Here is a 14,802-nt window from a genome sequence, read left to right on the forward strand (position 1 = left end):
TGAATCGCGTCTCTACAAATGGTCTATTTGTCGCATTCTTTTTTCAAATTGGTATAACTAATGCCCCATGCCCAATTCCCAATCCCTATTTTTCGTATTGTTCATAAGCAGCGACAATACGCTGAACCAGAGGATGGCGCACGACATCTTTTTGGGAAAATTCGCAAAAGGCAATCCCTTCAACGTGTTTTAAAATTTGTAAAGCTACTCCTAAACCCGATTGTTGGTGAAGTGGCAAATCAGTTTGTGTCATGTCACCTGTAATCACCATCCGAGAACGGAAGCCCAAACGAGTCAAAACCATTTTCATCTGAGCGGGTGTAGTATTTTGAGCTTCATCCACAATTACAAAGGCGTTATTGAGGGTGCGTCCCCGCATATAGGCGAGTGGTGCGACTTCAATCACACCGCGTTCCATTAAGCTGGGTATTTTTTCTGGGTCGATGAAGTCATAAATAGCATCGTAAAGTGGGCGAAGATAGGGGTTAACTTTCTGCTGTAAGTCTCCAGGCAAAAAACCGAGTTTTTCACCGGCTTCGACGGCAGGGCGAGTTAAAATTAGCTTTTCCACCTGGTTGGCAAGGAGTGCTTGCACGGCGACAACAACAGCGAGATAAGTCTTGCCGGTACCAGCAGGCCCAATCCCAAAGGTGAGGTCGCGTCTACGGAGTGCGTCAATATATTGACGTTGGCGGAAGGTTTTGGCACGGACTTCTTCACCCCGGCGACTTTTGGCAAGGACATCCCGCTGTAAATCTTGCAATTCCCCTTGCCGATCGCTATCTATGGCTTGACGAGCTGTTAAAATATCGGCACTGGTGATGGTATTGCCTTTAATCCAGAGGTCTTCAAGCGATCGCACTAATCGAGAAGCCAGATCAATTTGCCCTTCGGTACCAGAAATCACTAATTCCTGCCCGCGTAGCACTAAAGTGGCTCCTGTTTGCCGAGATAGGATTTTGAGATTTTCTTCTCCATCTCCTGCAAGAGCGATCGCACTGGGAATATTGGGCAGCTGAATTGTTAAAGCACCTGCCATAATATTTCTTAATTGGTGAGGATCTGTATTTGACAAAGGTTAATCTTTTTTCGCCAAGGGCGAAATTACGTTTTTTACTTAGATTTTAGAAAAATTTTTGCAACATATGAATCGGCTGTGGAGCGTAAAGCTGTACGCCCCTGGTGAAGAGTCCAAAAAAAGATCCAAAATTTTTTGCTACTTTCCATTGTTACAAAAATTCTGAGCGGAAGTAACTACAACCGCTCAGACTTGCTCTCTAGCTTTAACCTAGCGGAGGCGGGGTTTAACAATGGGTTTAGGCCCATCATTTCCACGCGGTTCTCTCCTAGTTGGCGGTGGCGATCGCTCTTCTGTCTCTTCATCAAAAGACATACCCTCGCGGCCCGGCGTGGTGCTGCCGTAGATATCCAGGTATACTGATTGTCCAGCAGCAGCGGCGGCGGCGGCAATTACTGTACGAATTGCCTGAATATTGCGTCCCCCTCGACCAAACACTTTCCCTTTATCTGTGCTTTCAAAGGCGATGCGAATCCAAGCCCGGTTGAGGGCCTGAGAAATTTCACAATCAACGCTTAAAGTCTCTGGAGATTCCAAAAACGGTTGCACTAAAAACCGAACCAGCCCAACATAATTGGGGCTAGCTGTTGGGGATATTGTTCCGGAATTATGATGCGGCTGTAGGTGTGGCACTGACCTGTTCAAAAACATTGGCTTTTACTAAAATGCGACGGACGGTGTCAGTGGGTTGAGCGCCTTGCTGTAGTCGCTTGACGATGCCGGGAACGTCTAGTCGCACTTCATCGGTTCTGGGGTTGTAGAATCCCAACTCTTCTAGGGGACGTCCATCGCGGCGAGCGAGGTTGTTAATTGCGACAATGCGGTAACTTGCTTCCCGCTTTTTACCGAATCGCTTCAAGCGCAGTTTGATCATGGTTGAAGAATCGTTCTCCTGTTGTTTAGATATTAGTTAGTAACTAGTTGGCGAGGAAGTAACCTAAATCTGGCTGCTGCCGAGAAATAGAGGGCCAGCTTCCTCTGCTGATAAATTCTGAGGTCGAAATGCTAATTTTAGCACTGCCTAGCATTTGCTGCTATTAGTCATTAGTCATTAGTCATTAGCAAATTACCAATGCCCAATGCCCAATGCCCAATGCCCCATGCCCCATTCCCCATTCCCCATTCCCCATTCCCCATTCCCAATAACTAAAGATTGCCGAAGCCTTTTTTCTTTTTATCTTTGGGTTTTTTCTTTTTCGTGCCTGGGGCACCACCATCGTAACCCCGCCATCCGGGGGCAGGGGGACGATTGCCTGCACCTGCAAAGGCATTGCCCATGCCGCCACCACCGAACATTCCCGGCATTCCAGGGAAGTTGCCTTGACCCATTTGCTGCATGAGCGATCGCATTTTTTGGAAATCACCCACTAGTTTAGTTACATCAGACTCTCTATAGCCGGAGCCAGCAGCAATCCGCCGCCGCCGACTGGGAGAACTAGCTAATAAATCGGGGTCATGGCGTTCTTGGCGAGTCATGGAGTTAATCATCGCCTCACTCTTCTTTAGCTGGGTTTCTCCCTGCTTCAGCTGATCGTCTGAGAGCTTGTTCATCCCTGGAATCATCTTGATGAAGCCTCCAAGAGATCCCATGTTCTTCAGCATCCGCAACTGCTTGAGAAAGTCAGTAAAGTCAAACTTCGCTGACAAAATTTTCTCCTGCATTTTCTCAGCATCGGCTAAGTCGAACTCTTCTTGGGCTTTTTCTACCAGGGTCAGCACATCGCCCATTCCCAGAATCCGCGATGCCATGCGATCGGGATAAAACGGTTGTAGTGCTTCGACTTTCTCGCCTACACCCACAAACTTAATCGGCGCTCCCGAAATCTTTCGCACCGAAAGCGCTGCACCACCACGGCTATCACCATCTAACTTGGTGAGAATCGCCCCAGTAATTCCGATCTGCTCATGGAAGGTGCGGGTAAGATTGGCTGCCTCTTGACCGGTCATTGCGTCCACCACCAACAAAGTTTCATGGGGTTGGACTGTTGCTTTGATGCGGGCTAACTCCGCCATCATGTCTTCGTCAATTTGCAGGCGACCAGCAGTATCAATAATTACTGTGTTTACACCTTCTGCCCTGGCGCGTTCTACACCTTGCCTTGCAATTTCTACGGGATCGGCGTCGCTTCCTAGTTCAAATACTGGTACGTCAATTTGCTTACCCAAGGTCAGCAATTGGTCGATCGCTGCTGGGCGATATACGTCTGTCGCCACCAACAAACAGCTACGATCTAATTTTCTCAGATGTAAGGCTAACTTAGCGGTAGCTGTGGTTTTACCAGTACCTTGCAACCCAGCCATTAGCACAATAGTAGGCTGTTCCGGGGCTTCTGCTATGGGAACATTTTCTTCTCCCATCACCTGCACTAGTTCATCATGAACAATTTTGATGAACTGTTGGTCAGGTCGCACGCCAGTAATTACCTCGGCTCCCTGTGCCTTGGCTTCGACTTCGCTAATAAAATCTTTGACTACCTGGAGATTGACATCTGCTTCCAACAAGGCGCGGCGCACTTCGCGCAATGCATCTTGAATGTTGGATTGAGAAATTTTGTCCTGTCCCCGCAGTTTTTTCCAGGCGGATTCTAAACGGTCAGATAATGCATCAAACATAATGTAATTACAGGTAGTTCGCCGATAGGAAATTCTAAACCGCCGATGAATGCGATTCCGAATTTCCACTAAATTTTAAATGTGCTATCTACCAGCTTAGTATTTTTCACCCCGACTGTAGCAACCAGCTTGGGTTAAGCAAATTTATCTGTTAAGGCAGGCAGGGGGAGCAGGGGAGGCAGAGGGGCAGGGGAGGCAGGGGAGCAGGGGAGGCAGGGGAGGCAGGGGGAGAGAAAAAAGCTTAACTGAACTGTTTGCCAGATACCTATATTTATTTCTACACAAGTCCCTTAATTAAACTTTTTTGTAGAGCAACAACAACAGCTTGAGCGCGATCGCGCACTTCTAATTTCTGTAAAATCGCATGAACATGAACCCTCACAGTCCCAGGTGTGATGTAGAGTGCTAGAGCAATTTCTTGATTAGTTTTTCCAGCTGCCAGCAGTGATAAAATTTCTTGTTCGCGTTGGGTTAGGGGGTTGGAAAGTTTTGAGATATTTTCTGAGTTAGGTTCGCCAGGATCGGATGCAAAAGTAGAACGAATTTCTTTGGTTGCAGTTTCATCCCACCAGGATGCCCCAGCAGCAACAGAACGAAGTGCCAGCACCAATTTTTCTGCTGCCACTCCTTTGAGACAGTAGCCTTGAGCGCCTGCTTCAATTAATCGGGCAATTAAAGACTTTTGGGAGTGGGAAGTCAAAACTAAAACTGGTAACTGAGGATTTTGCTGCTTAATTTGTTTACAAGCTTCGATTCCGCCAATTCCTGGCAATCCTACATCTAGTAGCACTACATCGAAAGATTTTTGGTTAATTAATTCAATAGCTGTTTCTCCATCTTCTGCCTCAGCAATAATCTCTAAGCCAGTTTCTTGTTGCAATCGCACCTGCAAACCTAAACGAAAAAGTTCATCATCTTCTACTAGGAGAATTTTGATTGGGGTAGATGGCATCTCACACAGTAACAGAAGATTGAGACGGGTAAACGGGAAGCTTAAAAGCAAACATCGCACCGATAGGTACTCTGTTCTCTGCCCAAATTATACCGCCGTGGGCTACAATAATTTGCCGAGATAGGTAAAGCCCTAATCCAGAACCTTTAGCTTGGCGTTGGCTATGTCCTTGATAAAATCGTTCAAATAAATGGGAGAATTGTTCGGGTACAATACCTGCACCCGTATCCAAAATTTTCACAACTTGATAGGAAGCTTGCGGTTCTAATACTATTTCCACACGCTCACCGCGCCGAGAATGGTTGATAGCATTAACTATAAGATTGGTAAAAACTCGTTGAAGTTGTAATTCATCACCCTGAACCCATAGCGATCGCCGCCAATCAGAGTCACCATAGTTAAGTGAAAGATAAACGCGGCGGCTGGCTGCTAACTCCGACAGAGTACTAGCAGCTTCTTCTGCCAAAATAGCCAAATCTACAGGTACTAAGTTGAGTTTTAAGCCTTCTGTATCATTGCGATAAATATCTAACAAAGTTTCTAGCAGTTGTAGAGAGGTTTGATGACTACGCGTCATTGTGGCTAAAACTTTTTGCTGTGGCGATGAGACAGCACCAAATTTTTCTTGTTCAAAGGCTTTAAGAGTTTCAATTGCTCCCAACAACGGAGTTTTGAGATCATGGGTGAGAGTAGAAGCAAAATCTTCACGCACTCTGGACAATTCCTCTTGAGCTTCTAACTTGGCACGAGTCAGGGCGATCGCTTCTTCCGAACGACGTAGGCGATCGCTCAAAACACCCGTGACAATCAATGCGATCGCAGCGATCGCTCTACTGGCGATCGTAGAAGCCTTAATGACTTCACCACCTGGCATTACAAGATTTAGCATCGTTAAGCACACAGCAACGAAGGTCGCTTGAAAAGTACCACGCCTCCCTAACCAGGAGTTTGCTAACAAAATCGGCCCTGTGTAGAGATAGCCAAACACATATTCAGTAGGTGTAGAGTACTCCAGAATTAATGCAACTATAAATAGACCTGCAATTAGCAAAGATTTGCCTAAAGGCGATTCTTTATGAAGTAATCTAACTTTGAAATCTACCATTTAGGGCATGATGGTTAATTTTTTATTATTTTAACTAAAAATTATATTTACCTAAATTGATTATACCAGATTATTAACCAATCAATGAAGCGTTTACCTAAAGATAAACGTCCTAAACACTTAATATATATTCCTCAATAAACACCATGAATAAAAAACAAACGCTGTTTTATACCCTTCTATTACTTGTTTTAGCTCATATAGTTAATTATATTAATTAGTAACAACTAGAGAACCTTGTTCCTCTTGTTCTCTTAAATTGCAAAAATGCGTTATGGCATTAGGTTTAATAAGTGTAAAAATTCTGAGCAACAGCTGCTATTGTGGCAAAGCTTTAACTAGCTTATCGTTGCCAGAAAGTTGCATAGTTCTCGGCATTGTTAGACATAATCAAGTCATCCTAGCAAGTGCTGAACTCATAATTTGGTATGGAGATTATATACTAGCTGTTGCTTTAAATTCAGCCTCAGTTCCCATGCTAAATTTTATCCTTACCAAAAAGCATCCAGTTCACTATTTACCCAAAGAGTGTTTCATCAAAAATTCGACAATATAAAAATGTATCAGGAGATTTTTTAAATTCATGTTACAAGGATGGATACAAATTGCTTTGACATTACTGATAGTCATAGCAACTACTCCCTTACTGGGGAAATATATAGCTTGTGTTTTCATGGGAGAAAAAACACTCCTTGATGCAGTAATAAATCCTCTAGAAAAAGCTATTTATGCCTTTAGTGGCATACGTCCTCAAGAAGAAATGACAGGTTGGCAGTATGCCAAAGCAGTACTGTATAGCAATCTTGTCATGGGGATTTTAGTTTTTTTAATCTTGATGCTGCAACGATGGTTGCCGCTAAATCCCACAAATTTAGATACACCAAGTTGGGATTTAGCACTACATACTGCTATTTCCTTTGTCACTAACACCAATCAACAGCATTATTCTGGTGAAACAACTTATACCTATGCCAGTCAAACTTTCGCCCTGGGTTTTTTGATGTTTACCTCGGCGGCGACTGGTTTAGCAGTAGGAATTGCCTTTATTCGTGGTTTAACTGGTAGACCATTAGGCAACTTTTACAGCGATTTGATTAAGTCAATCACGCGAATTTTGTTACCCATATCTGTGATTGGCGGCTTGTTATTAATCTTGGCGGGTGTACCAGAAACTTTGGCAGGCCCAGCCATAGCAACTACCTTAGAAGGGGCAACTCAAGTAATTGCCCGTGGCCCGGTTGCCCACTTTGAAATTATTAAAGAATTAGGAGAAAACGGTGGTGGCTTCTTTGGAATCAACTCAGCCCATCCTTTTGAAAATCCCAACGGCTTTACGAACTTATTAGAAATGTGGGCAATGATTTCTATTCCCACAGCATTTATTTACACTTACGGCATATTTGCTAACAACCGTAAACAAGCATGGCTAGTGTTTTGGATGGTCTTTGTCATCTTTGTTTTTTTAATAGGTGTTGCCGCAGTAGGCGAATTTCAAGGAAATCCCTTTGTTAACTCACTATTGGGAGAACAACAACCCAACTTAGAAGGCAAAGAAGTTCGATTTGGATGGGCACAAACAGCACTTTGGGCAGTCATGACCACAGCAACTATGTGTGGTGCTGTTAATGGTATGCACGATTCCTTAATGCCTCCAGGTGGATTTGCGACTCTCTTTAATATGTTTTTGCAAATTATTTGGGGAGGCCAAGGAACTGGCACAGCTTACCTATTTATCTATCTAATTTTGGCGGTGTTCCTGACTGGGTTAATGGTGGGACGGACACCAGAATTTTTAGGACGCAAAATCGAGAAACCAGAAATTGTCCTAGCCAGCGTTGTCTTATTAGTTCACCCCTTTGCTATTCTCATTCCTTGGGCTATTACCTTCGGTTTTCCCGATACTCTTTCAGGCATTAGCAATCCAGGTTTTCATGGTGTATCCCAGGTAGTTTACGAATACGCTTCCGCCGCAGCGAATAACGGTTCTGGCTTTGAAGGATTAAACGATAATACTCTGTGGTGGAACCTCAGCACCAGTGTCAGTATTTTGGCAGGGCGTTATATCGCAATTATTGCACTGCTACTTTTGGCGGATAGTATGTCCCGCAAGCAACCTGTTCCTATGACCACCGGCACCCTGAGAACTGACACTAGGCTTTTCGCGGGAGTTACAAGCGGCGTGATTTTAATCCTTGGCGCTCTTACCTTCCTTCCCGCACTTGTTTTAGGCCCCATAGCAGAGGCGTTTCTGATTGCCAGAGGTGGATGAAGAGAGCAGGGGGGGCAGGGGGAGCAGGGGAGGCAGGGGGGGAATTTTGGAATTTGCTAAATCATCCCGCAACTATGCAACGCGAAATATTCTTTTGTTTGCGCCTGTGCCTAATTTTTTAAATTAATTAATCAAATCACCAATGACACTATCTACAAAACTGCGACAAGAACGCAAACATAAACCCAAAGCCAAATCAGCCGGACTTTACAAACGCGCATTTCAGCAAGCATTTGTTAAGCTGCATCCGCGTAATATGTTGAAAAATCCAGTGATGTTTGTAGTTTGGTTAGGTACGATCATCACAGCACTGGTAACAATTGCACCAAATTTATTTGGACCAACACCGGGTAACAATCCCAGATTATTCAATGGTTTAATTACCCTGATTCTGTTCTTAACCATTGTCTTTGCCAACTTTGCGGAAGCTGTAGCCGAAGGACGAGGCAAAGCTCAAGCAGATGCCTTGCGATCGGCAAAATCCGATGCTAAAGCCAAAAAACTCCTTGCTGATGGTTCCACCGAAGAGGTTAGTTCTACAGCCTTACGTCGTGGCGACCAAATCAAGGTAATTGCTGGGGATATTATCCCTGCTGATGGGGAGGTGATTAAAGGTATTGCCTCTGTTGATGAATCTGCCATTACGGGAGAATCAGCACCAGTATTGAAAGAACCAGGGTCAGATATTGCTAGTTCCGTGACTGGAGGAACGCGTATCACCTCCGATGAACTGATAATTCGGGTGACTGCTGACCCTGGACAAGGTTTTCTTGACCGCATGATTAGTTTAGTAGAAGGAGCTTCTCGCAGCAAAACACCCAATGAAATCGCCTTGACGGTTTTGTTGGCAGTTCTCACTCAAGTGTTTTTGGTTGTGATTGCCACTTTACCTACGGTGTCAGTCTACATCAACTCACCTATTAGTATTGCCGTACTCATAGCTTTACTTGTGGCACTGATTCCTACCACTATTGGCGGATTATTAAGTGCTATTGGGATTGCTGGAATGGATAGAGTCGCCCAGTTTAATGTAATTGCTACTTCTGGACGGGCAGTTGAAGCCTGCGGAGATATCAACACCCTGATATTGGACAAAACAGGTACGATTACTTTGGGAAACCGTTTGGCAGAGGAATTTATTCCCGTTAATGGTCATTCTATGGAGAAGGTAGCAAAGGTTGCTCTAGAATCAAGCATATTTGATGAAACTCCAGAAGGAAAATCCATTGTCAAACTGGCAGAAAAATTAGGGGCAAGATTAGATATTGACTCCAAACAAGCAGAAGGCATCGAATTTTCTGCCAAAACGCGGATGAGTGGCACTGATTTACCCAACGAGGTGCAAATTCGTAAAGGTGCAGTGGACGCGATTAAAGGATTTGTGCGATCGCGTAATGGAAAATTAACCCCTGAACTTGATACCACCTTTGAACGAATTTCTCGATTAGGTGGTACTCCATTAGCACTTTGTAAAAATGATGAAATCTACGGTGTAATTTATCTCAAAGACATCATTAAACCGGGGATTCGAGAACGTTTTGATCAAATGCGGCGGATGGGAATTAAAACCATTATGCTGACCGGAGATAACCGCATTACTGCATCTGTGATTGCGGAAGAAGCAGGAGTTGATGACTTTATTGCCGAGGCTACACCTGAAGACAAAATTGAGGTGATTCGGACAGAACAAGCCCAAGGAAAACTCGTAGCGATGACTGGAGATGGTACTAATGATGCCCCAGCTTTAGCTCAAGCAAATGTAGGTGTGGCAATGAATACAGGCACTCAAGCGGCAAAGGAAGCTGCTAATATGGTAGACCTTGATTCTGATCCTACCAAGTTAATTGATATCGTCACCATTGGTAAACAATTACTGATTACTCGTGGCGCACTCACTACATTTTCTGTTGCTAACGATATTGCTAAATATTTTGCCATTCTTCCAGCAATATTTTCGGGCATTGGTGTTGGCACTCTCAATATTATGGGTTTGGCAAGCACCCAATCTGCGGTTTTATCAGCTTTAATTTACAACGCCTTAGTAATTCCAGCACTCATTCCCTTAGCACTGACTGGGGTTAAATTTCGACCATTAACCGCAGATCAACTTTTACAACGCAATATCTTTATCTATGGACTTGGTGGCGTTGTGATTCCCTTCATTGCCATCAAAATAATTGATCTTTTGATTGTGTCCATAGGTCTAGCTTAATCCAAAACTCTGCGTTACTTTGCGCTTACCTCTGCGCCCCTTTGCGTTTCAATTCACTATTTTAATTATGAAGAATGTATTTCACTTTATTGACAAAAAACAAAATCGTATTCCCTTATCTCTATTCTTACTGCTTTGCTTGAATGTACTTCTAGCACCAGCAGTACAAGCCGCAACACCGTTCGCAATATCACGTTCTGCGTCTTATGCTATCGCCCTTTTAGGACTCCTGACTTTGAGCGTGAGTATTTATTTATTTGTAGTCATTTTTCAGCCGGAGAAATTCTGATGAGCCAACTCAATAAAGCTGTTCGTTCCACCTTAGCTTTGTGGTTACTAACAGCCTTCCTCTATCCTTTATTCATGCTACTTTGTGGACAGATAGCATTTTCCTTTCAGGCTAACGGTAGCTTAATCACTAACAGTCAAGGTACAGTTGTAGGCTCTGCCTTAATTGGTCAACCCTTTAATAGCGATCGCTATTTCTGGAGCCGTCCCAGCACTGTAGAATACAGCATAAGCCCAGAAATTCCAATTACAGGAGTATCAGGAGCTAGCAATCTCGCACCCAGCAATCCTGAACTACTCAAACGTATTCAAATAGAAATAGCACGGCTGAAACAAGCCAATATACAACCAACTGCTGATTTAGTTTATACTTCTGGCTCCGGTTTAGATCCCCACATCAGTATTGCAGCAGCCCAAGTACAGGTGCAGCGTATCGCCAGTGCCCGTAATCTGAATCCAGCCCAAATTCAAACTCTAGTATCTCAAAATATAGATGGCAGATTCCTGGGAATTTTTGGTGAACCTGGAATCAATGTTTTGCAGCTAAATATGGCTTTGGATACTTTACAGCCTGCAAGTTAACTTCTTGAAGGAGTCAAGAAAAGAAGCGATTAATAGTCCCAATAAACGATTAACTCAAAACAAGTAACACTATCATTCTTTCCCAGCTTTCTAAATTAACTATTGCCAATTTACCTAATATCTTGTTCATGATTCATTCTCATACCTCATCTCCCGATAGTTCTTATATTCGTCCTAACCGACGCGGGAAACATAAGATTTTTATTGGTATGGCTCCCGGTGTCGGCAAAACTTACAAAATGCTGGAAGAAGCACATCAACTCAAACAAGATGGAATTGATGTAGTTATCGGTGTCATAGAAACTCATGGGCGCAAAGATACGGCAATGAAAGCTGCTGAAATCGAGGTAGTTTCTCAAAAAGCCTGCATCCATCAGAACGTCACTCTACAGGAAATGGATACAGACGCAATTCTGCAACGCTCCCCCCAACTGGTTCTAGTGGATGAACTTGCTCATACTAACGTTCCTGGTTCTCAACGAGAAAAGCGTTATCAGAACGTGGAAGTAATTTTGTCTGCTGGAATTGATGTTTACTCCACTGTCAATATTCAGCATTTAGAAAGTTTAAACGACCTAGTGGCAAAAATTACAGGTGTAGTGGTACGAGAGCGTATCCCTGATTATGTACTTGATGAAGCTGATGCTGTGGTTGTCATTGATGTTACTCCAGAAACTCTAGAAGAGCGCTTACAAGAAGGGAAAATTTATGCTCCTGAAAAAATTGAGCAATCCCTGAAAAACTTCTTTCAGCGTCGTAATCTCATTGCTTTAAGGGAACTAGCACTAAGAGAAGTAGCAGATACCGTTGAAGAAGAAGCAAACACTTCCAGCTTAATAGGACAAAAGTGCAATGTTCACGAACGAGTTTTAGTATGTGTATCTACTTACCCGGATTCAGTGCAATTGCTACGTCGAGGCGCACGCATTGCCAATTATATGAATGCGGGACTGTATACTGTGTTCGTAGCACGTCCCGAACGTTTTCTCACCAAAGAAGAAAGTTTGCATATTGATACATGCGAGAAATTATGTCGAGAGTTTGGTGGCGAATTTTTACATTTTAAGAGCCAAAGTATCGCCAAGAAAATTGCTCAAGTTGCAGTAGATTATCACATCACTCAAATTATTATTGGTGAAAGCCAGCAGTCTTTATGGAAAAAATGGCTCAAAGGTTCTTTCACACAAAGATTGATGGAGCTAATTAGGCATCAAAAAATAGATTTACATATTATCGCTACCGAGAAATGAGTTAAACCAATTCGCAATGGGCTAACGCCCCGCTTCGCTTCTGAATTCTTTTTATGATTGAGTTGTTGCTGGTTTTGAACGTTGTTGTTGGTAAAAGCGGACTACTTTTTGCACATAGTCAGCAGTGAAGCCTTTGTTGCAGCCTGTATAACTACCAGTCATCCACCAACAAGCTGCGCCGCGCACAGATGCAATTTCATTATTGTTGGTGGCGCTCAACTGATTGGTTAACTCACGGCGGGTAATGCAGGATACAACTTGACGAGCGATCGCAGGGCTGTTTTCAAACTGCGTCGGTGTTAGTTCTCGTTTAAGACAAGTTCTTGTCCAGCCTTTGAGGGTTTCTGGTTTAACTTGCCATTCGCTGTAATATCCATCGTTGGGATTTTTTGTCTGCGGTGCAGCCTGTCGCAATGCCTCTACCATCGCCGCAACTTGAATATCAGAAACCGGCTGCTGTGCTTGAGCTAATAATGGCAAGAGTCCGAAGCTAACAATAACTCCGTTGAGTAATAATCCTATAGGTTTTTTGATCATAAGTTCTATGTGTTTACGGTATCAATTAGCAAGGTATGATGCAGAGATCAAGAACCCACTAAATCTTCTACAGCACTGGCACTATTCGGTAATGCGGCTGTTAAAACTTCACTACCTTCTGCGGTAACTAAAACATCATCTTCAATGCGGATTCCGCGCACATCAGCAAATTCAGATAAACGCTGCCAATTCACCACATTCTGATATTTTGAGCGAACGTTGGCATCATTTAAAATTGCTGGTACTTGATAAAAGCCAGGTTCAATTGTGACTAACATTCCTGGACGCAAAGGACGATTTAAACGGAGGTAGCCTAAGCCAAAGCGATCGCTCCTAGAACGTCCTTCTTCATACCCAGCTATATCACCCAAGTCTTCCATATCATGGACATCTAAACCCAGTAGATGACCGATACCATGAGGGAAAAACAGCGCGTGGGCATCCATCTCTACTAAATCTTGCGGATTTCCTTGTAAGATGCCTAACTCTACCAAACCTTCAGCGATCGCCGTGGCAGCTAGCAGATGGATATCTTCATACTCTACACCAGGCTGTATTTTAGCAATGCAAGCATCATGAGCCGCCAGCACAACATTATAAATATCTCTCTGGGTAGATGAAAACTTACCGGAAACTGGCCACGTACGAGTTACATCACCTGCCCAACCCATCTCAGTTTCAGCACCAACATCGGCAAGCAGTAAATCACCTGGTTGTAGAGGATTGTGATACTGTTCGTTATGCAAAACTTCACCGTGGACGGTGACAATACTGTTGTAAGAAGTTGTCATATTGTGGCCAATAATTACCCCTTCCATCGCTGCACGAACTTGTGCTTCTAGCTTGGCTTTAGGTGTTGCTGCCATACCAGCTTTGTGTGCCTCAACAGTGAGTGCCGCAGCTTTTCGCAACTCGGTTAATGCAGCTTCATCATGAGTGAGGCGCAGAGAAACGATCGCTTTAGCTAACTCCAAGTCAATTCCTTGGGGAGGACTTTGTGGTAAAATCCATCTATTTAATAGCTGCGATTGTTGCGTCCAAGTAGCTGCATCTTGTACAGCAAGTGTGGCAGCATCTTCTAACCAAGACTCTAATTCTGCCATTGGCCCTGCCACATCCGCCCCAATCTTTTGAGCTATTTCCTCGCGCGTTGGCATTTCTCCATGCCAAAGGGCGCTGCTGGGTGATGGATCATCCATGAATAGTTCTAGCTTGCCCGCTTCTAGACGAATTGCCGCCTTTGATAATGGCAGTCCAGCAAAATAGAGAAAATGGCTGCTAGCGCGGAACGGAAAGGGATTTGCGGCAAAGTTGCGTGAAATGTTGCTACCTGACCACAGAATTGCTGGAAAATCAATGAGATTGGCTAGTTGTTGCCGACGGTGGCGTAAAGTCTCGATGAGGGAAGTAGAAGTTTGTTGAATCAGCATAAATGGAAACTCAAAGAGAAGGATAAAGGTTAGAGCTTTGCCTTTATTTAATCGTTATCGTCTTTATCGTCATCGTCTTCATCATCCTTGCGATCATTATTCTTGCGATCGCCATCTTTGTCGTCGTCATCATCCTCGTCGTTCTGGTTAGGTTGCACGACTGGTTTTTGTTGCTCAGTTGGAGCAAGTGGCTGCGGTACATTAAGACCACAACTAACTAATCCTCCAAAAATTAACGCTAAGTTGACAGCAGCAAAGATGCTTCTAAAGATTTTTATCGTCATGTTTCCATTTTGCTTTGACATTGACCCTAGTTTTTGGAGATTGTATTTTTAATTTATCAGGTACTGTATGTAGCAGTTCTCGTTTGGATGTAATATGCACTTTGCTAGCGCGGCTGTCATTGGATTTAGTCCACTTAAGTGGACTTGAGCTATGAGACTCGGAATTCATTCCGAGGCGGGATAGAAACGCAGTGCGAGATTT

General features: G+C 43.7%; 16 protein-coding genes. 6 read left to right on the plus strand and 10 right to left on the minus strand.

The features are described 5' to 3' along the window. Positions 1 to 85: 85 nt before the first annotated feature. The 6 genes from VB740_RS13075 to VB740_RS13100 form a co-directional block, all read right to left on the minus strand. Positions 86 to 1,039, minus strand: a complete 954-nt coding sequence (locus tag VB740_RS13075) for a PhoH family protein (protein ID WP_323200427.1) — start codon at positions 1,037 to 1,039, stop codon at positions 86 to 88. Between the two features lie 249 nt (positions 1,040 to 1,288). Continuing rightward, the gene (locus VB740_RS13080; protein WP_322646307.1) at positions 1,289 to 1,729 is read right to left on the minus strand and encodes a KH domain-containing protein; all 441 of its coding nucleotides are present in this window, start codon (positions 1,727 to 1,729) and stop codon (positions 1,289 to 1,291) included. Beyond that, positions 1,686 to 1,952 carry a 30S ribosomal protein S16 gene (rpsP, locus tag VB740_RS13085; RefSeq protein ID WP_229495283.1) on the minus strand — a complete coding sequence of 89 codons (267 nt, stop codon included), beginning with the start codon at positions 1,950 to 1,952 and terminating at the stop codon, positions 1,686 to 1,688. The genes VB740_RS13080 and rpsP overlap by 44 nt, the downstream gene beginning before the upstream one ends. A 272-nt stretch (positions 1,953 to 2,224) precedes the next feature. Beyond that, positions 2,225 to 3,691, minus strand: coding sequence for a signal recognition particle protein (ffh, locus tag VB740_RS13090; protein ID WP_323200440.1), 1,467 nt, complete (start codon positions 3,689 to 3,691; stop codon positions 2,225 to 2,227). Positions 3,692 to 3,968: 277 nt separating this feature from the next. Further along, on the minus strand, positions 3,969 to 4,643 hold the full coding sequence (locus VB740_RS13095) for a response regulator transcription factor (RefSeq protein ID WP_323200428.1): 675 nt from the start codon (positions 4,641 to 4,643) through the stop codon (positions 3,969 to 3,971). Position 4,644: 1 nt separating this feature from the next. Next, positions 4,645 to 5,748 carry a HAMP domain-containing sensor histidine kinase gene (locus VB740_RS13100; protein ID WP_323200429.1) on the minus strand — a complete coding sequence of 368 codons (1,104 nt, stop codon included), beginning with the start codon at positions 5,746 to 5,748 and terminating at the stop codon, positions 4,645 to 4,647. Positions 5,749 to 6,022: 274 nt separating this feature from the next. Here VB740_RS13100 and VB740_RS13105 point away from each other — a divergent pair, with 274 nt between their 5' ends. The 6 genes from VB740_RS13105 to VB740_RS13130 all read left to right on the plus strand — a co-directional run bounded on the left by VB740_RS13105 (position 6,023) and on the right by VB740_RS13130 (position 12,349). Beyond that, complete coding sequence (locus VB740_RS13105; RefSeq protein WP_323200430.1) at positions 6,023 to 6,304, plus strand: TrkA C-terminal domain-containing protein; 282 nt, start codon at positions 6,023 to 6,025, stop codon at positions 6,302 to 6,304. A 27-nt stretch (positions 6,305 to 6,331) separates the two neighbouring features. After that, positions 6,332 to 8,017 carry a potassium-transporting ATPase subunit KdpA gene (gene kdpA, locus VB740_RS13110; RefSeq protein ID WP_323200431.1) on the plus strand — a complete coding sequence of 562 codons (1,686 nt, stop codon included), beginning with the start codon at positions 6,332 to 6,334 and terminating at the stop codon, positions 8,015 to 8,017. Positions 8,018 to 8,159: 142 nt separating this feature from the next. After that, complete coding sequence (gene kdpB, locus VB740_RS13115; RefSeq protein ID WP_323200432.1) at positions 8,160 to 10,229, plus strand: potassium-transporting ATPase subunit KdpB; 2,070 nt, start codon at positions 8,160 to 8,162, stop codon at positions 10,227 to 10,229. A 67-nt stretch (positions 10,230 to 10,296) separates the two neighbouring features. After that, positions 10,297 to 10,518, plus strand: a complete 222-nt coding sequence (locus VB740_RS13120) for a potassium-transporting ATPase subunit F (RefSeq protein WP_323200433.1) — start codon at positions 10,297 to 10,299, stop codon at positions 10,516 to 10,518. After that, the gene (gene kdpC, locus VB740_RS13125; protein ID WP_323200434.1) at positions 10,518 to 11,099 is read left to right on the plus strand and encodes a K(+)-transporting ATPase subunit C; all 582 of its coding nucleotides are present in this window, start codon (positions 10,518 to 10,520) and stop codon (positions 11,097 to 11,099) included. The genes VB740_RS13120 and kdpC overlap by 1 nt, the downstream gene beginning before the upstream one ends. Positions 11,100 to 11,227: 128 nt before the next feature. Further along, positions 11,228 to 12,349 (plus strand): sensor histidine kinase KdpD, encoded by a 1,122-nt coding sequence (locus VB740_RS13130; protein WP_323200435.1) that lies wholly within the window; start codon positions 11,228 to 11,230, stop codon positions 12,347 to 12,349. 51 nt (positions 12,350 to 12,400) lie between these two features. On the opposite strand, the gene VB740_RS13135 is transcribed toward VB740_RS13130, so the two are convergent. From VB740_RS13135 to VB740_RS13150, 4 genes are all read right to left on the minus strand, one after another. Continuing rightward, on the minus strand, positions 12,401 to 12,886 hold the full coding sequence (locus VB740_RS13135; RefSeq protein ID WP_323200436.1) for a hypothetical protein: 486 nt from the start codon (positions 12,884 to 12,886) through the stop codon (positions 12,401 to 12,403). A gap of 47 nt (positions 12,887 to 12,933) precedes the next feature. After that, complete coding sequence (locus VB740_RS13140) at positions 12,934 to 14,316, minus strand: aminopeptidase P family protein (protein WP_323200437.1); 1,383 nt, start codon at positions 14,314 to 14,316, stop codon at positions 12,934 to 12,936. A gap of 47 nt (positions 14,317 to 14,363) precedes the next feature. After that, positions 14,364 to 14,600 carry a hypothetical protein gene (locus VB740_RS13145; protein WP_323200438.1) on the minus strand — a complete coding sequence of 79 codons (237 nt, stop codon included), beginning with the start codon at positions 14,598 to 14,600 and terminating at the stop codon, positions 14,364 to 14,366. Then, a partial coding sequence (locus VB740_RS13150; RefSeq protein ID WP_323200439.1) for a hypothetical protein occupies positions 14,581 to 14,802 on the minus strand: 222 nt, incomplete at its 5' end. The genes VB740_RS13150 and VB740_RS13145, both read right to left, overlap by 20 nt.

It is taken from the genome of Nostoc sp. UHCC 0251 (assembly GCF_034932245.1).
In the GTDB taxonomy this organism is placed as follows: domain Bacteria; phylum Cyanobacteriota; class Cyanobacteriia; order Cyanobacteriales; family Nostocaceae; genus Nostoc.